The 18160-nt window shown below is 63.0% G+C and carries 14 protein-coding genes; 7 read left to right on the top strand and 7 right to left on the bottom strand.

Annotated elements, in window-relative coordinates; genetic code table 11:
- Positions 1-15 precede the first annotated feature (15 nt).
- The gene (locus HYH07_RS33930) at positions 16-1197 is read left to right on the top strand and encodes a glutamate carboxypeptidase (protein WP_249781178.1); all 1182 of its coding nucleotides are present in this window, start codon (positions 16-18) and stop codon (positions 1195-1197) included.
- Here HYH07_RS33930 and HYH07_RS33925 read toward each other — a convergent pair.
- Complete coding sequence (locus tag HYH07_RS33925; protein WP_249781177.1) at positions 1143-2015, bottom strand: LysR substrate-binding domain-containing protein; 873 nt, start codon at positions 2013-2015, stop codon at positions 1143-1145. The genes HYH07_RS33930 and HYH07_RS33925 overlap by 55 nt on opposite strands.
- 44 nt (positions 2016-2059) lie before the next feature.
- Here HYH07_RS33925 and HYH07_RS36770 point away from each other — a divergent pair, with 44 nt between their 5' ends.
- The 3 genes from HYH07_RS36770 to HYH07_RS33910 all read left to right on the top strand — a co-directional run bounded on the left by HYH07_RS36770 (position 2060) and on the right by HYH07_RS33910 (position 7703).
- Positions 2060-2344, top strand: a complete 285-nt coding sequence (locus HYH07_RS36770) for a DUF1127 domain-containing protein (RefSeq protein ID WP_220006541.1) — start codon at positions 2060-2062, stop codon at positions 2342-2344.
- Between the two features lie 70 nt (positions 2345-2414).
- Positions 2415-3284, top strand: coding sequence for a DMT family transporter (locus tag HYH07_RS33915; protein WP_220006540.1), 870 nt, complete (start codon positions 2415-2417; stop codon positions 3282-3284).
- 585 nt (positions 3285-3869) lie between these two features.
- Positions 3870-7703, top strand: a complete 3834-nt coding sequence (locus HYH07_RS33910; RefSeq protein ID WP_220006539.1) for a hypothetical protein — start codon at positions 3870-3872, stop codon at positions 7701-7703.
- Between the two features lie 17 nt (positions 7704-7720).
- Here the strand turns inward: HYH07_RS33910 and HYH07_RS33905 are convergent, their stop codons facing one another.
- Complete coding sequence (locus HYH07_RS33905) at positions 7721-10810, bottom strand: AAA family ATPase (RefSeq protein ID WP_220006538.1); 3090 nt, start codon at positions 10808-10810, stop codon at positions 7721-7723.
- Positions 10811-11155: 345 nt separating this feature from the next.
- On the opposite strand from HYH07_RS33905, the gene HYH07_RS33900 reads away from it, so the two are divergent.
- A complete protein-coding gene (locus HYH07_RS33900; protein ID WP_220006537.1) occupies positions 11156-11293 on the top strand; it encodes a hypothetical protein in 138 nt (45 codons plus the stop codon).
- 44 nt (positions 11294-11337) lie between these two features.
- On the opposite strand, the gene HYH07_RS33895 is transcribed toward HYH07_RS33900, so the two are convergent.
- Positions 11338-12096 carry a CBS domain-containing protein gene (locus tag HYH07_RS33895; RefSeq protein ID WP_220006536.1) on the bottom strand — a complete coding sequence of 253 codons (759 nt, stop codon included), beginning with the start codon at positions 12094-12096 and terminating at the stop codon, positions 11338-11340.
- A 106-nt stretch (positions 12097-12202) separates the two neighbouring features.
- Here HYH07_RS33895 and HYH07_RS33890 point away from each other — a divergent pair, with 106 nt between their 5' ends.
- Positions 12203-12919 (top strand): cytochrome c, encoded by a 717-nt coding sequence (locus HYH07_RS33890; RefSeq protein ID WP_228749949.1) that lies wholly within the window; start codon positions 12203-12205, stop codon positions 12917-12919.
- A 63-nt stretch (positions 12920-12982) separates the two neighbouring features.
- On the opposite strand, the gene HYH07_RS33885 is transcribed toward HYH07_RS33890, so the two are convergent.
- Positions 12983-13798, bottom strand: coding sequence for a hypothetical protein (locus HYH07_RS33885; RefSeq protein WP_220006535.1), 816 nt, complete (start codon positions 13796-13798; stop codon positions 12983-12985).
- 193 nt (positions 13799-13991) lie between these two features.
- On the opposite strand from HYH07_RS33885, the gene HYH07_RS33880 reads away from it, so the two are divergent.
- Positions 13992-14555, top strand: coding sequence for a helix-turn-helix domain-containing protein (locus HYH07_RS33880; RefSeq protein WP_220006534.1), 564 nt, complete (start codon positions 13992-13994; stop codon positions 14553-14555).
- Here the strand turns inward: HYH07_RS33880 and HYH07_RS33875 are convergent.
- From HYH07_RS33875 to HYH07_RS33865, 3 genes are all read right to left on the bottom strand, one after another.
- Positions 14530-15195 (bottom strand): methionine ABC transporter permease, encoded by a 666-nt coding sequence (locus HYH07_RS33875; RefSeq protein ID WP_220006533.1) that lies wholly within the window; start codon positions 15193-15195, stop codon positions 14530-14532. The genes HYH07_RS33880 and HYH07_RS33875 overlap by 26 nt on opposite strands.
- Positions 15185-16315, bottom strand: a complete 1131-nt coding sequence (locus HYH07_RS33870) for a methionine ABC transporter ATP-binding protein (RefSeq protein ID WP_220006532.1) — start codon at positions 16313-16315, stop codon at positions 15185-15187. Before HYH07_RS33870 ends, HYH07_RS33875 begins: the two co-directional genes overlap by 11 nt.
- Before the next feature lie 236 nt (positions 16316-16551).
- Positions 16552-18027, bottom strand: a complete 1476-nt coding sequence (locus HYH07_RS33865; protein ID WP_220006531.1) for a DASS family sodium-coupled anion symporter — start codon at positions 18025-18027, stop codon at positions 16552-16554.
- Between the last annotated feature and the right edge of the window lie 133 nt (positions 18028-18160).

The following is an 18160-nucleotide window of genomic DNA, read 5'->3' as shown; positions in this document are numbered from 1 at the left end:
ACAACGGGTCCAACCATGAGCGAAGATAATCCCCCCGGACTGGAACGAGCAGCTTGGCAATTGGTTGATCCCTTCATCGAATCCACGCGCAGGATGGTCGAGATAGAGTCCCCATCGCTTGACGATGCTGGGCTGCTCGCCATGCAGAAAGAATTATCTCGCCAAGTCGTTGTCCAAGGGGGTGAAATCGAACTCATCCCAGCGACAAAGGGTCCTGGAAACAATCTTATCGCGCGATGGAAGGGCAAGGGCAAAACCAACGTCCTGCTCGTCGGGCATATGGACACCGTCTATCCAAGCGGCATTCTTCAGACCTTCCCGTTCCGGCAAGAGGCTGGCCGGATCTATGGGCCTGGCGTTCTCGATGACAAAGGCGGCATCGCGATGGCGTTGATGGCAGTGCGATTGCTCCGAGAAGCGGGGCGGGACAATTTCGGTATGGTTACACTGCTGGCCACGACGGACGAGGAGAAGCAGTCGGCGGGATCAAAGGATCTTATCAGATCAATGGCGAAGGAGAGCGATGTTGCTTTCATCCTTGAGTTCGGCACGCCCGATGATCGCATCGTCCTTTCAAGAAAAGGCATAGGCTATTTCCGGATCGAAGTTACCGGAAAGGCAGCACACGCCGGCGCCGAGCCGGAGAAGGGATGCAATGCTGTAGCGGAGATCGCGTACCAGATCGTTCAAATGAGGCAACTCGAGCGGATCGAACTCGACACTTCATTCAACTTCACGCTCCTCAGCGGCGGCGAGCGAAGCAACATCATTCCGGCCGAGGCGAAAGCTCAGGCTGACGTTCGTGTATTGCGGCCAGGTGAATTCGACCGTCTGGAAGAGGAAGCAGCTCAACTTGCAAAGGTCAGCAAGCTTTTTCCGTGTTCAGTTGTCCACACGTCCCTCGAACGCGGACGCCCACCCTTTCCTTTGACAGAGGAAACAGGTCGCCTGGTTGAGCGTGCTCAGTCGATATATCGGGAAATCGGCATGGATTTGAGGACTGAGGCCAGCGGCGCGGGTACAGATGGTAACTACACCTCCGCCGCGGGAACCACCACCCTTGATGGCCTAGGTCCCGTGGGGGGCGGTGCTCATACCGCTGGTGCCGAGTATGTTGAAGAGGCCCTAATTGCCCCTCGAATCTACCTGTTGGCAAGACTCATCGAAGACGTTTCCCGTCCGCCAGCGTCGAAATGATCGATACCCGTGTTTGATGCTCTGTCAAATCCGGAAGCAGCGTCGCTTAGCCAATCGCAGAACGTCCCAGCCTTCTTGTTCCGGCGTTGACGCCGTAGGGCTACGTAGCTTTGCCCGCTCTCAGTGAACCCAAAAGGCGCAACCAGACGACCCGCTTTAATGTCGTCGGCCACTAGAGGCCAAGGCGCGATGCATATTCCGAGGCCGCCGACAGCCGCTTCGACCATGAAGTAAAAATGCTCGAACTCGGTGCCACTTTCCGCCTCTACCTCGATGCCAGACTGCCGGGTCCAGTCGTCCCAAGCAGAACGCCTTGTTTGCGTGCTCAGCCGCGGCAAGTGCGTGACAGCGCCGCCTTCTAGCGCCAAGTTTGCTGCATAGACTGGACCGAAACGTTCCGAAAACAAGGGGATAACCTCGCATTCGACGGGCCATGGGCCCGTGCCGACCCGAATAGCGACGTCGAAGCTTTCGCGCGAGAAATCCACGGGCGAGTCTGCTGTGCTCAGGCGAATATCGACCGATGGATGATCGTTCCGGAAACGATGAAGCCGCGGGATAAGCCATTTCATTAGGAAGGTGCCGAGGCACGAAACGTCCAGGGCGCCGTCCTCAGTGTCGGACACGAGGCGAACCGTCGCATCGATTTGGTCAAAGGCGGCACTTAGCCCCGGAATCAATGTCCGCCCTGCTTCGGTGAGTTTTGGGGCATGCTTCGGACCTTCAAAAAGACGTGTGCCCAAGACCTCCTCCAGATGTTGAATCTGGCGACTGATGGCACTGTGGGTGACGTTCAACTCTTGGGCGGCGAGTTTCATCAGCCCTAGACGACCGGCAGCCTCAAAGGCGCGGAGAGCATTAAGTGACGGCAATCGTCGCATACGTTCGTTTTCCTCACTTAGGTTATTCCAAGAAATCGATTATGCGCAGTGTGATAGGCAGTTATACAGATTACATGAATGGGAGAAAAATACGAGTTCGAGGATTTGTCGGTCTGATGTTGGCTCCTGGTTTTTTGCTCGTGAGATGGATTGAGCGCGCTCACCAGCGCAAGTGTTTATCGGAGCTCGAAGAGCATCAGCTGGCAGACATCGGCATTTCGTCGGAACAACGACAACAAGAATGCACTAAGTGGTTCTGGCAATGAACCAGCTTCGCTTGAGGGATTAAAATAGCCCGAAGGACTTTGATTTCACTCAATCGTTTGAACACGGATTATGACTCTCGCTGCTATATCCCTAGTCATCCTCGCGTCCTTCGTTCACGCTACTTGGAATTTGCTCTCCAAGCGTGCATCGTCAGTTGGGCCGATATTCGTCTTTGCATACAATCTTGTCGCATGCGTCGCTTATGCGACGTGGGTTGTTTATCTCATCGCTCATCAAACGATTGACTGGAGCTGGACCATTGCCGGATTCATTATCCTCAGTGGTCTCATACACTTGGCTTATAGCCTGTCTCTACAGCGCGGATATCAGAAGGCGGACTTTTCAGTCGTTTATCCCGTCGCCAGAGGTACAGGCCCTATGCTGTCAACGGTCGGCGCGATCGTTCTTCTCGGCGAGCGGCCGGTGATCCAGGTCATACTGGGCCTCGTGGCAGTGGTAGGAGGCATCACGCTAATTGCGACGCAGGGGAGACTTGAAGCGTTTCGCAAGCCGGAAGGACTGACCGGGGTTAGATGGGGCACGACCACGGGTGGGCTCATAGCTTCGTACACCGTCGTCGACGCCTACGCAGTGAAAGGCCTTGGGATCGCACCGGTCGTCCTGGACTGGTTTTCCAACCTTCTTCGGTTCTTCCTTCTTGCCCCCCTGGTCTTTGCGGATATTGGTCGAGCCAAAGCGGCGATGCGCGGGTTCTGGCTTCTTGCGATCGGGGTTGGCCTACTGTCACCGCTATCCTACATCCTGGTCTTGACGGCTCTCAATATGGGAGCTCCGCTGAGCGTGGTTGCGCCAATGCGAGAAATGTCCATGATGATCGGTGCGGTGATGGGCATGGTCATTCTACGGGAAGCCGTTGGATTTTGGCGGATTCTCGGCTGTGCGATCCTTATTCTCGGGGTCATCCTGCTTACGACGTGAAGCCATTTGTCTTTCGACAGACAAGAAAAAATTCGCGCCGCCTGCGATGCAGGCGTTCAACTCATTGCCAAAACCGTGCCCCAAGGATCGACCCGGCTTGAAGTCTGCCAACCGGCGAGTGATATCGCCTGCAAATGGCCACTCGACTGAGCAGTCGCCGAGCACGACCGCTACGCCCTTAGGTTGTATCCTAGACAACCGACTTGCGCCGCCGCAAGTGGAAAATTGAGGATGGCTCGCGGCTAGGCCCGGTGAGGCGCCCTCCCCAGTGGAAACCCCATCGCCCTCATCGACTGGTTTGCATGACCAGGAGCTCTCCGCATCCACAATGAAAGTTCGAAAGTGTGGGCCAGTTCATAGAAGCGTCGGCGCCGGAACAGCAGAGTTGCAATTCGGCAGACGACTTTGGGTTGACGTGCCGCCGACTTTGCGACCGGAGGCATGGGGCAAGTTCTTTTGGCCGAGCCGGCCGATCTCATCGACACGGCGATCTCAAGCCGTACCGACTGAAATAGTTCGCAAAAATTGTTTTTGGGCGCGGCCGCCGACGGCAGTTCGGTCGCTGGCCACCAAGGGAGGCGGGACATGCGGCGCGATTTGACGATCAAGACCGGCAGCATGAGCGGCACTTCGGACTTCAGGGTGCTGGCTCCGATCAAGAAGGGCTTCGTGCCTTCCCTTGACGCGACGACGTACAAGACACGCGCCAAATACGTCCTGCGCGCGCTCAATGGCGGCCGGGCAAGCGCGTTTGAATACGAGCTCGCCCGCGTCCTGTCCGATTCGGTGGATCGTGTCGGGCGCATTCACTCGGTGGGAGTAGCAGTCCTCGAGCCGGAGGACGACGCAGTGGACGCCGTCGACTATGTGCTCCTGACCGCGACATTCGACGGCTCCTGGGAAGCCTATGTCCGCGTCATCTGGCAGAAGGCCGCGCGGCTGCTCGACCTAATCTTCTGCAACACCGAGGGTTATGTGCTCGGTTATGAGAACACCTACGAGGACTGGGGCATTTGGCTGAAGAGCCGGCAGTCGGAGGCCTACTTCCTTTACGCCACGCCCGACCTGACCGTCGACGACACGCGGTTTCTGCGGATGGAGGAGCGCGTCTATCGGCGCGTATCGGGCACTGATGCAGACCGGATCGTCACCCGGATCAGAATTCCCTCTCCTGAAGACATCGCGCGGCGCTCCATCTTCGAGGTCGGCGGCGCGATCGGCGTCGATCCCACCAATGCCGGCTTCAGCAAGCCGCTCACGATTGCGGCTGCCGGTCGGCCCGCTTTCTATCACGGCATACGCGCGCTGGCTGCGCTGTACCATCTGGCCGATTTCTATCCGCCCGGCACGCACGATGGGCAGACCCTGCACCGTGCGGCACATGAGCTGCTGCCGGAACTGGTGCTGATGCTGAACGACAGCGCCACCTATGGCGACGGTATCAAGCGCGCCCTGCTGCGTTATGAAGAGGCCGTGCGCTGGTTGATGACCCCGCCCAACGTCGCGCCGCCGCGGCGCAACCTTCCGCTGGCGCTGCCGGCCGAGCTGCCGTTGCAGGATCGCGGCAACGTGCAGGGCGGGATCCTGACCGCCTACCCCGACGCCGATCACGGTTGCCTGCTGCTGTTGCAATTCGCTAGTCCGGCCGCATTGGCGGCGTTTCTGAACGTGCTTCAGGTGACCTCCGAAGCGGATGTTCCGACCCCGGGGCAGATCGTCACCAATATCGCCTTCACGGTCGAGGGACTGCGTCACGCCGGACTGTCCGATGATGAGGTCCGCTCACTGCCCGAGGAATTCGTGCAGGGCATGGAACGACGCGCCGGTCTGCTCGGCGACGTGCGCTGGAATCATCCCCAGCGATGGCGCCTGCCGGCAAGCAACTGGGCGCTCGGCATTGAGGCGCCGGACCTGCGCGAGGATGACCCGGCGCCGCGCATCAACATGAGCGCGGTCCATGCGGTGCTCCAGCTTCGCCACTTGTCCACGGCGACACCGATGGCGGAGACCAGAGCGGCGTTGATGGCCGAGATGAAGCGTCTGGTCGACGTGGATCCCGGCGTCAGGCCGCTTTCGATCCAGTGGATGCAGCGCCAGCGCGATGCGGCCGGCAACGTGCAGGACCATTTCGGTTTCACCGACGGCACCTCGAACCCCGTGCTGCGCCAAAGCGATGCCGGCTCGCGTTATTCCAACCAGGTGCATCTCGGCGAAATCCTGTGTGGCTACCCGAACCTGGCCGACGAGAAGGCCCCGTTCGGCGACGAAACCAATCGCATTCATGCGTTCCTTCGCGACGGCAGCTTCCTGGCGCTGCGCAAGCTGCGGCAGGACGTGGAACAGCTCGAGCAGGTCCTGCGCGACGCGCGCCAGGCAACCGAGGCTGTTGCCGGTGGCTCCGCCCCGCCCCTGACGCGCGAGATGCTCCTCGCCAAGATGATGGGGCGCTGGCCCACCGGCCATCCCCAGGCTGGACAGCCCCTCATCCCGAATCCGCCAACCGAGCCGCAGAGCAATGACTTCAACTATGATGGCGACACGCAGGCCCAATCGTGCCCCTATCACGCCCATATCCGCCGTGCCAATCCACGGGTCACGATCACCCCGGCCGATGCCGGCGCCCGGCCGCCGCGCATCGTCAGGCGCGGCATGTCCTACGGACCGCCCATTAGGCGCGATGATCCGCAAGCCGCCAGGGATTCGCTGCAGCAGGAACGCGGGCTCGTCTTCATGGCCTACAACGCCAGCCTCGGCGAGCAGTTCGAGGTGGTGCAGAGCTGGCTCGTCGGAGGCAACAGCTCGGGCGCCTTTTCCGGGGAGAGCGATCCGTTCCTCGGCCTTGCCGAACCGGGCCGGCTCCGACATTTCCGCTTCGAGCATGGCGGCAAGACAGTTCACATGCCGCTCGACGGGTCCGATCGACTCCACGACGAGCCTCGTCCGTTCGTCCGCCTGGAATGGGGAACCTACCTGTTCGCACCATCGAAGAAGGCGCTCGCCAGCCTGCAGCAATGGGCGGCGGCCCAGGGCCGCAAGCCGCTGGTGACGTGGAGCGTGGACGACGGCGAAAAAGCGATCGCACGGCTGCGTGAGATCGAGAGCCAGCTAGGCGAAGCCGCGGCGATGGCGGCGTGGAAAACGGCGCTGGAAGATCCGGATTCGGCCTCGCATTTCGTCAACGCATCGATCTGGGCTGCGATCCGCGAGCGCCACGGCGGCGTCCTCCGTACGCCGTTCGGGGTCCTCGTGGCCGACCGGGAGGAGGTGCAGCAAGTCTTTGCCGATTCAGGCACCAAGCTGACGATCACCGGCTACCTGCCCCGCATGCAGCGGTCATTCGGCATTCTCTATCTCGGCCGCGACGCCGGACAGGAAGATCATGCCTATGAGCAGGAATCCGAGATCTGCAATGCCGCGATCATGGCTCTCGACCAGCGGAGCGCATTCGAGATGGCGCGCAAGGTCACGCAGCAGGTGCTTGGCTTCATGGTCAAGCAGACGATCGGCTATGCCGCTGCCGACGGCGCATCGAGCTGGGATCTGACCGTCGAGGGGCACGAACTCGTGGATCCGCTGCTGGGTGCCTTCTGCGAGGAATGGTTCGGCTTGAGTGACAAAGGCGGCTACTTCCGTCGCGGCGGCTACCGCTGGGATTGGAAGCCGGGCGATCCCCCCTTCTATCCCGGCCATTTCCTGTCGCCGTCGCGTTACATCTTCCAGCCCCATCCGAACAAGGAAGTGGAAGCGGTCGGTGCCGCGCATGGCACCGCCGTACGCAGCGCCATGATCGATTTTCTCGACAAGTTCAAGTCGACGATCACGGCTCCCGTGACCCGAGCCGTGCTCGATTCCCCGCGCGCTGCGGGCGACGTCCCGTTCGTGGCGCGCACGATCGCCGGCGCCATGATGGGCTTCATTCCGACCACCGACGGCAACATGCGCAGGATATTGAATGAATGGCTGCGCGAAGGAAACCTGTGGGCCTTGCGTGCGCGCTACGCCGGCACGGTGGCGACCGACTATACCGATGCTCTCAACCGGCTGAGAGACGACTTCATCCCGGCCATGCAGCTGCGCGCAGTGCCCGAATTGATCTGGCGCACCGCGATCGTCGCGCACATGCGAGGAAAGGACGGGCATCAGGTCGAGGTCAGGCCCGGGGACATCGTCGTCGCCGGCGCGGTCTCCGCCACCCAGCAGAACCTCGTCGAAGGCCGTCAGGACATCTATCACGCTTTCGGTGGCAACCGCAGGGTGGCAGGTCACCCAACGCATTCCTGTCCCGGAGCAGATCCGGCACTGGCGGTGATGCTCGGTTTCTTCAGCGCGCTGGTGGAAACGCCGCTGCCGTTGCGCCCCGGCCCCATTCCACTGTCTGTGAGCATGACTGGAAGGGTGCCGCCCCAGCAGCAGGGCTGACGCCGGATGCAGGACGCCTAAGGCACGCCGGCCAGGGCGCGGATCGCCTGGTCCGCGTGCCAGTGCATGCCAAGCGCGCGGAGCTTTTCGGCAGCCTCAGTTGCAGTCTTTCGCGCCGCTTCGCCCTGCCCTTGCAGGGCGAGAAGCTCGGCGTGTGCAGCCAGATTCAGAGCGGCATCGCGCCCCGAGCCGCGCCAGGCTGCGGAGGTTTCGGCGCGCAGCAACCAGCGCCGGCTACGTCCAAAATCTCCGCGTCGCGCCGCGAGCTTCGCAAGCGCGCGGCAGGCCATCGCCTCGCCCAGCCGCTCGCCCTCGCGCGCGCGGCCCAGCACATGGGCTGCGTACCGCCGCGCCGTATCGACATCGCCTTCGGCCGCCGCCGCCTCGACCAGCCAGCTATATTGAACCGACGTGTAGAAGTGGAAGTTGCGCCGCTCCATCCATTGCGCAGCGTTTCGCAGCTGCTGCAAGCCATCAGGATCGCCGGTCCTGGAGCAGCGGGCAAAGCCGGAGGCAGCGCGGCACGCCGTCAGCATCAAAAGGCTGCGCATGGTTTCGGCGGCGCGGGCGCCCTCCACGGCCAGCTGCTCCGCCTCCTGCCAGCGGCCTTGCCAGACCAGCGCGACGGAAACCCAATTGCGCACCGAACTGACGACCGGATGGGTCGACCCTTCGACCAGGCTCATCGCTTCGTTGAAGCACTCGTGGGCACCCTCGAAATCGCCCCGATCGGCCAGGATGCTACCCTTGCACGACAGCGAATAGGCCGAGCCGACGGCGATGGCGCCATGGCGGCGGCTGCGCGTGGTCGAGATGGCAGCGTCGATCAAGGCGGTGGCTTCGTCGTATTGACAACTTGCGGCGAGAATCTGGCCCAGCACGGCTTCGGTCCGGGCGATCAGGCGGGGGTCGCCGAGCCTGCGTGCCCATTCCAGTCCCGTTCGTGTGTGTGTCACACCCTCGCGAAAGCGGCCAAAGCCGTAACACATGTAGCCAAGCCACAGATAGGCGTTGGCCGTCGCGCCGGTGTCACCGAGCGATGAGGCGATGGCGACCGCCTGTTCGAACACGCTGGTATCGTCGGTCAACGACAGCGGATCGAAGATGTTGGCCATGCCGAGTTTATTCGCCAGCAAGCACCAGCGCAGGGATTGCTCGCGCGAGCGATCCGGCACGCGATCCAGCGCATCCATGGCAGCCTTGTACTGGGACCCGGCAAGGTCCAAGGCGAAGGCCGCCATCGCCTTGTCGCCGGCGCGTTCGGCATAATGGGCCGCGTTTTCCCAATGGCCTGCGCCGCGCGAATGGTAGGCCAGGGCTTCTAGCGTGTCTTCGCGATCGGCCTGCTCGGACCGTGCCAGCAAACTGGCTTCAACGCGCTGGTGCAAGGCCTGACGCTCGTGCAGGGTGATGGTGTCGTAGACAGCGTCCCGCGTGATGCCGTGCTTGAAGCGAAAGGCATCGCCGGCCGGATCGTCGAAGAGAAAATCCGCGTCGGCCAATCCCCGCAACATCGCGGGGTCGGGCTCGCTGCCGCAAGCCGCAATGAGCAGACTTTTCGGTACCGTGTTTCCGATCACCGCGGCGGCGCGGACCACCTTCACCTGATCGGGCGGCAGGCGCGCCAGGCGCGAAGCCACCAGGGTGGCGATCCATCCGCCTTGCTTGCTGCGCATTTCGAATGAATCATTGTCGTTGGCAGCGATGGAATGGCACAGCTCTTCGATGAACAGTGGCACCCCGCCGGCATAGGCGTGAACACGGGCCACGAGGAAGGGGTCGGCTTGCGGCACCCAGCGTCGTACGGCGACGTCGGTTTCTCCTCCCGCAAACGGCCTCAGCAGCAGGTGCGGCGCGCCGGAAATCCACTCGGTACCGTCGTCGCGTGGCCGGGTGGCGAGGATGAAGCGCGGTCCATTGGGCAATTGCAGGAGTTTCTCCAGCAACTGCCGGCTCGCGTCGTCGGACCATTGCCAATCGTCGATCACCAGCACCAATGGTCCCTGCGCGGACAAGACGGTAAAGAACCCGAGCAGGTCACCGACCACGCCATCGACGGTCATCTGGCCGCCGCGCGCATCAGCCCCGGTCGAGGCGAGTGCGATGATCGTCTCCGCGCGTGGACCGAGTTGGGCGAGCCATGGCTGCAGGGCGTCCCGAGCCGTCTCGTCTGCATCGGCGATCGATGCGTCCGGTCGTATCCCCAATGAGGCGCGCAGCATCTGCAGAAACGGTTGCAGCACCTCGGCACCGACATAGCTCTCGCAACTGCCCCGCAGCAGCTTGAACTGGTCGGTATCGCAGTCTCGCAGCACCTCCTCCAGCAGCCGCGTCTTGCCAAGCCCCGGACCGCCGACGATGACCGCACAACGTCGCGAGACCGGGTGTGGTTCGCTGAGAAAGCCGGTCAGAAAATCGAAGACTTCGTCGCGCCCAACAAAGGGCGTCAAGCCGCGCCGGGACGTTGCGTCAAACCGCCGGGTCACCATGCTTCGTCGCAGCACCGCGCGCGCCTGGGGCATCTCCGGCCCCGCATCCGGCATCTGAATCGGGCCGCCGAGCTCGAAAAAATTCGCATGCGGCCCAAGGGAATCAAGACTGGCGAGGATCTCGCCCGGCGCAGCCCGACGCGACAGATGCGCCGCCGTGTTCACGACATCGCCGACCAGGTCATATCGGCCGGACTCGATATCCCCCTCCATCAAGAGCAAGGTGCCGGCGTGGATGCCCGAATGCATGCGAAGCGGCATCAGGGCCGGCGGCACGCTATCGTGGCGCAACAACCCGACCCACCGGTGAATATCGATGGCGGCTTCGGCGGCACGACGACCGTCGTCCTCGCCAGACAGCGGATAGCCGAACACGGCGAGGACACCATCTCCCTGGGTCCTGATCACGCGGCCGCCATGCTTGGCCACGGCGCGATGCCAGATGTCCCTGAGCTGGCCCAACAGTTCGGAGAGGTGTTCCGATTCGATATCCCGGCCCAGCGCGGTGGACCCGACGAGGTCGGAGAAAAGCACCGTCAGTCGATGACGTTCGCCTTTCAGGTCGCGGGTCTGCGTGATCATCATCGCTGTCGAGGTCGGCTCGTTGCCAAACAGCAAGCACGGCCCAACTGGCGCCAGACCGGATGCCGCAAGGCATCATACACGCCCATGGGTTGCCGGCCAGCGTCCTGGATCACAAAGGTAAATCTCGCGCGGCGGCATTCGCAAGCGATAGACCGCCTTGAAACCAACCCACCCGTTTAAAACCTGCGTGATCGCTAAGTGAGGTCTCCTTCTGAGCGGCCACAAAGAGTCTCCTGACCGCACCGCCCGAACTCCCCTGGCCGATGGGAACATCGACAGCGACCCGGACTGTTTACAAGCCTCATCCCGACCACACGCTGACCGTACTGACCCGACCAGAGAAGCATCCGATCTGGATCATTTGACGGAGGGCATCAAATGACCAACGAAGCGATCAAGGCATTGATGGTCCTCGCGCTCTACGGAGTGCTTGAGACCGCACTCTTCTCCTCGTCCATCGGCAGATTTGCCAAGCGTATGGTGCCGTCTGGAAACCGGCGCGTGCGCTGCAGGTAAATTCATGAGGAGGCATCCGGCGATTGCCCGGGTGCGCGCTTTGACTACAATGGCTCGTCGTCCAGCGTCGACGGCTCCACCTGCAGCGACACGAAATCGCCTCCGCCGTAATCGTCCTCGGGATCAGGTCGATCGGACTGGAGATAAAGCCGGTCCTCCACCGCGCGAACGCCTGCAACGTTCTCGCACGCCACGATGACCGCCCGATGCGCGTTTTCACCCCTGACGACGCCACGCAGCGTGACCGTGCCGTCCTTCACGCTGACGTTCAAGCAGGCCGGCTGCCAGGGTGTCCCGGCCAGCGCGGCCAGAACGGAGCGACGAATCTGGCCGTCATCCCCGGAGTAGCCGGAAGCGCTGGCCAGCGGGCCGGCAACCGCGGACAGGAAGTCGGATCGGGTGATGATCCCGACGATGTGCTCGCCACGCATGACCGGCACGTGATTGAGATGCCGTCGCTCCATCATGTCGGCAACTTCCACAAGCGGCGCCTGCTCGGTGGTCGACACCGGCTGGCGCGTCATCACCTGCTCGACCGTGCGCCCGTGCTCCTTGACGAACTCGGCTGCAGTGCGATCGGCTCCGCGCAACATCGTGAGCAGACGGTTGCGTTCGTGCGCCGTCCCGATTTCGGTCCGCCTGAGGAAATCGCTTTCGCACAGGATGCCGACGAGCGTCCCGGCCGGGTCCACCACCGGCAGGCCGCTGATGTGATGGGCAAGCATCACCTTGATGGCATCGGCGGCCGGCGCGTCCGGCCGTATCGTTACAACGCGTCTGGACATGATCTGGTGCGCGCGCATGTCGTCCTCCGAGAGACAAACAGGTATTTGCCGTGACAAACCACGTCTTGATCAGGATCAACGCCCGTGCAGTCCGTGATGCCATCCTGAACATCGACATCGGAACATGTCGAACATGCGCTTACGAACGGTTCTGTTGGGTGCGATCATCGTCGCGCTGTCCGCCTCCAGCGTCGCGGCGCCTTCCGATGTGTCGGCGGCGCTGGCCGACCTCATGATCAGACTTCAACTTCAGCACGCAAAACTTTGGTTTGCGGGCAAGCTCAGCAATTGGAGTCTGGCGAATTACGAGATTCAACAGATCGAGGCCAATCTTGAAGCCACCGGCAGGTTGCTCGCGAACCCGGCACAATCCGATCGCGCCAGGGAGCAGATCCGGGCCGTACGCCAGGCGCTGCAATCGAAGGACGTCCCGGCGTTCATGGCATCGTATGCCGGCCTGACGAACGAATGCAATGGTTGCCACCGCAGCAGCGGGTATGCCTGGATCGTCATGCAGATCCCGCTCACCCTGCCCGTTCCCAATCAGTTGTTTGTCGACCAGGTGTCCGAGGGGCGCGCGATTGCCAACGCCACTTGCGGGACGTGCCACGTCGTCGCTGACGCCGCCAAGGAAGCACCTGCGTTTCGCCCGTCCCCACCAGCTTTCCCGGAGATTATCAACCGCCCCTCCTTCTCCGCGGACGGCCTGCGGCATTTCCTGACGTCGGGCCATCGGCGACTGGGACCAGACCAGGCCATGCCGAATCCGAGGCTCACAGAGTCCCAGGTCGAAGCCGTCGTGGCCTATCTGGAGACGTTGCGAGCTGACCAGCGGCGCTGAAATGCGCCCACCTGTCCGGGCGGCACCATGCTCGCACGAGGCTGCGATCTGTAGCCGATGCGGCTAGCGCAACGGCAGCAATTCCAGTTGGCCCTGCGCCGTCTTGACCGCCGCGGTGAACCAGCTCTGGCTGGGCGCCTCCTTGGCGAAGCACTTGGTATAGGCCGCCATCGCCTGGTCTTCCCGGGCCATGGCATCCGCCGGCGTCTTTCTGGCCATCATCTGCTTCCAGACCTTCTCGCAGGCCGGAATCTCGGCTGTCTTGATCGCCTCGCTCGCGGCGAGGAAGAACACCTTCTCGCCACGGATCGCGACCACGTCGATCTCGTGCGGCGGACCCTTCAAATCGCCATTGCCGCGCACGCCGAGCACCGCGACCGCGGTGCTGACGGAGGCCGGCTTGGTGATGGGCAGCTCGGCATATTTGGCGAAGGCAGCGTCCTGGATGGCGGCATAGTAGAAGGTGTCGGACCTGAACGCCGCGTCGATCTCTTGCGGCATCGGATCCTTGCGGTGGTCGGCAAGCCAGCGCCTGAGCAGCGTGGTCGTCGTCACCACGGCCTGCTGCTTGTCGCCCGCTGTGGCGAAGGTGAGCCCGTCAAGATGGCCAAAGCCGATGTCGTCCTTGAACAGCGTGTCGACGTTCGACTTGCCCTCCGCGGGCAGCCCCTTGATCGCGACGGGTCCGATCAGGCCGCGCAGCACGCCGGTCAGCTCGCCCAGCGCCGCGTCGTGTTGCCTGCTGGTCTCCTCGCTCTCCTTGGCCTTTGCAAACTTCGCGATGTAGCGGTCGCGCAGATCGAGATAGTGCTGCTCGGAAGAGGCTGCGTGTGCCGGCGTGGCGAGGGCAAGCAGGCAGAGCAAGGCAAGTGATCTCATTGAATTATCCAGAAGGCTGAAGGGCGATCTTCAGTCTTGGTGACATGGCTGGCCCGGAAGGTTCATCCGTGCCGGCGTGCCCTGCTCCGGCGGAGAACCAATCCTTCACCATGGCGGGCGGGTTCGATTGAGCGCCGGGAAGGCGGGCAGTAAAATCCGCTGCAATGATCTCGGGGGCTCCATGAGCGACTTGATGAGTGACTTGCGCGCTGCGGCCAGGCAATCCACGGCGAGAACCGGGATCATCGAGTTCGAAGGCGCCCGGGGAACCGTGAGCATCCCCTGCACCATCGCGGATGTCTCCGGCACCGGCGCGCGGCTGAAGCTCGACTGGTCGCTGGCGTTTCCGAAAGAGGCCACGCTGATCTTTGCCGACGGCTTGCGCAAGGCCTGCCGGGTGGCGTGGCAAAAGCGGCGGCTGCTCGGTGTCGCCTTCGCCGATGGGGTCGCGAGCGCCGACGAGCAGGCCCTGATGATGACCGAGGAAGAGCAGGCCCTGCACCGGCGGCACATTGGCACTCAGGTGAAAGGTGCGCGCGAGGCGCGGGGCTACACCGAGGCCCAGATTGCGGACCGCGTTGGCGTCTCGCCCGAGTTCGTCTCACGCGCCGAGCGTGGCGAGGTCAGCATTCCGTTGCACCAGCTCACCCATATGGCCGATCTGTTTCTGGTTGACCTCGACAGTCTCGTCACAGGCCCGGCGTCGATCGACCTTCCGCCGGCTGATTGTCTCAGCGGTGCCGCAGCCGGCGATTGACCCGCCGCGCCAGATAGTCGCCTGCGCTCTGCACCAGCTGCACCAGGGCGATCAGCACGACGACCACGGCCAGCATCATCTCCGGCATGAAGCGCTGGTAGCCGTAGCGGATGCCGAGATCGCCGAGGCCGCCGCCGCCGACCGCGCCGACCATGGCGGAGTAGCCGAGCAGGCTGACCACTGCGAGGGTGAGCGCCAGCAGCAGGCCGGGCAGCGCCTCGGGGATCAGCACCTTGAACACGATCTGGATCGGTGACGCGCCGAACGAGGATGCGGTCTCGATCAGGCCGCCATCGACTTCACGGATCGCAGCCTCGACCAGGCGCGCGATGAACGGCGTCGAGGCGATCGTCAGCGGCACGATCGCGGCCGTCGATCCGATCGAGGTGCCGGCGATGAGACGCGTGAACGGGATGATGGCCACGACCAGGATGATGAAGGGCGTGGAGCGGGTCGCGTTCACGACCATGCCAAGCGCTGCGTTGACGGCGGGGGCTGCAAACAACTCGCCCTTGCGGCTGGTCGCGAGGAATACGCCCAGCGGCAGGCCGAACAGAGTGCCGAGCGCCGCCGCGATTCCAACCATGAACAAGGTTTCGAAGGTGGCCCCGATGATCAGTTTGACGAGTTCAGGCGACATAGCCGAGACGCTCCGCCGAGACTTGATATTGAGACAGCCAGGCCAGCGTGCGCGTCGCCGCGCCCTCGCCAGAATCGCCAACAGGAATGCCCAGCACCAGCGAGCCGACATGCTGGCCGCCGATCTCGTCGATACGCGCCGACAGCAGCGAGACGTCGAGACCGAGCTCGCGGGCAAGCCGCGCGATCAGCGTATCGCCGGCCCCTGCCCCGCGCACCTGAACGCGGATCACGGCGTGGCTGCCCGGCTCCTGCATGAGCCGGCTGGCCAGCGAGACCGGCAGGCTGTCGCCGGTGACCTCAGCCAGGAATGATTGCGTGATCGGATGCCTGGGATGGGTGAAGATGTCGGCGACATGGCCACTCTCGACCACGCGGCCGGCATCGAGCACGACGACGTCCCTGGCGAGCTGGCGCACCACGGACATTTCATGGGTGATCAGCACGATGGTCACCCCTAGCTCGCGGTTGATATTCGCAAGCAGATCGAGGATCGCGCGCGTGGTCTGCGGATCGAGCGCCGAGGTCGCCTCGTCAGACAGCAGCACGCTCGGCCGCGTCGCCAGTGCGCGGGCAATGCCGACACGCTGCTTCTGGCCGCCTGACAGTTCTGACGGATAGCGGTCGTGCTTGTCGGCGATGCCGACCAGCGCGAGCAATTCGGTCACCCGTGCCTTGATGTCGGCTTTGGACCAGCCGGCGATCTCCAGTGGCAGCGCGATGTTGTCCGCGGCGGTGCGCGAGGACAGCAGATTGAAGTGCTGGAAGATCATGCCGATCGAGCGCTGCGCCAGCCGCAATTCGCGGCCCGTGAGCGCGGAGATGTCTCTGTTGTCGACCACGACGCGGCCCGTGCTCGGCTTCTCCAGCCCGTTGATGAGCCGCACCAGGCTCGACTTGCCGGCGCCGGAGCGACCGATCACGCCGGTGATGGAGCCGCGCGCGATCGCGAAATCGATGCCTTGCAGCGCAACGACGCCGGGCTTGCCGCGATAGGCCGGATAGGTCTTCGAGAGGGTCTCGAAGCGGACCATCGCGTCTGGCTGAGCTGAGCCATCTTGGATTTTGACCGGTTCGCCGAACAACAGCGATGGGTGCGCATTCATGGAAGCGGCTTTCATGCAGGATATTTAGCCCGCTCGCCCGAAAGGCGCACGCGGGGCCAAGTCGCGATCCAAGCGACGGATGGGTGGAACCAAAGCAGGCGCCCGGTGGCGACGCTGCGTTGCAGCAGACCATCGCCTTTTCCAGTCTTTCTTGCAATTTCAGATATTTGCGGGAGATTGGGCGAAGTTTCCCCAATCCCTCGCAGGGGAAGAAAATTCTCCTGCCGAGGGGTATCAGTCTGCGGGGAAGCTCACCGGACCATGGCCAGCCAGGGCAGCACGATGACCAATAGCCCGGCGAAATAGAGCACCCCGAAGATCAGGCCAAAGCCCCAGAACTGGCCCTTCCCGATATAGCCGCTGCCGTAATACATCGGCGCCGGCCCGGTGGCGTAGGGCGAGATCACGCCCATGAGGCCGAGCGAATACATGCAGAGCATGGCGAGCGTCGTCACCGGCAGACCGGGAATGCCGGTGCCGACCGCGAGCACGACGGGCAGCACGGCCGCCGCGTGCGAGGTGATGCTCGAGAAGAAATAGTGGATCCAGAAGAACAGCGCGACCAGCAGGATCATCGCGGTCGACGGCGAGAGCCCTATCAGCGGCTTTGCGAATTCATTGGCGAACCATTTGATGAAGCCGATCTCGTTGAGGCCGGAGGCCAGCGTCAATAGCGAGGTGAAATAGAAGAATACCTCCCACGCGCTCTTCTCGCTGACGATGTCGGCAAATTCGATCACGCCGGTGACCAGCATCAGCGAGATCACGATGAACACGACGGTCGTGGCGTTGACGAAGTTCGAGCCGAGCACGGGGATGTGAATGTCCGGACTGGAGCCTGCGATCCACAGGAACATCGCGAGCACGATCAGCACCAGCATGATCCACTCGTTGCGCGACATCGGGCCCATCTCTGCGAGCTCTTTCGCGGCCCATTCCGAGATCTCAGGACTGCGCTTCACCTCCGGACGGCAGATCAGATAGCTGAGCAGCGGAACGAGGACCATCAGGAGAATGCCGAGCGGCGCAAAGCCGATGAACCATTGGCCCCAGCTCACGTCGACACCAACCGTCTTCTTGGCGATCGCCAGCGCGGCCGCGTTCGGCGCCAGCGCCGTGAAGAACAGCGAGCTCGTGATCGCGGTTGCCGCGAACGCGGTCCACATCACATAGGTGCCGATCTTGCCGGCGGTCGGTCCCGGCTCGGAACCGTAGATGCGCGGGATGTTGCTGATGATGGGATAGACGATGCCGCCGCTGCGTGCGGTGTTGGAGGGCGTTGCCGGCGCCAGCAGGAAGTCCGACATCGCAACCGCATAACCGAGCCCGAGCGTGTTGGTGCCGAGGCGCCGCACCAGCACCAGCGCGATGCGCCGGCCGAGCTGGCTCTTGCGATAGCCAATCGAGAACACGAAGGCGCCGACGATCAGCCACACCGTGCTCTCGGCAAAGCCCGCCAGCATCCAACGCAGCGATTTGCCGGGATCGGGATCGATATAGCCGGCGACGCCCGCGACCGTCAGCCCGATCAGGCCGACTGCGCCAACCGGCATCGATTCCAGGATCAGCCCGGTGATAACAGCGGCGAAGACCGCAAAATAGTGCCACTGATTGACGTTGAGACCCGCTGGCACCGGCCACAGATAGATCGCCAGCCAGACCACCAGCGGTACGATCAACCTCCAGCGAAAGCCTTTCGCCCCAGGTGCCTGCGTGTCCGCGGTCATGAGCCCTCCCCTGTCATTTCGTCGCGTGTGCCGGCCCATTGGCGGGGCCGCTTTTGGTCCCTGCGCGGCGTATACGGACTGTCTGCGGCGTGATCAATGGCCTGACGCGAGTTCTGCGGTCCCGGCGCCCGAT

It is taken from the genome of Bradyrhizobium sp. BR 10261 (assembly GCF_019455395.1).
In the GTDB taxonomy this organism is placed as follows: domain Bacteria; phylum Pseudomonadota; class Alphaproteobacteria; order Rhizobiales; family Xanthobacteraceae; genus Bradyrhizobium; species Bradyrhizobium manausense.
This window is presented reverse-complemented; position numbering and strand designations above follow the sequence as displayed.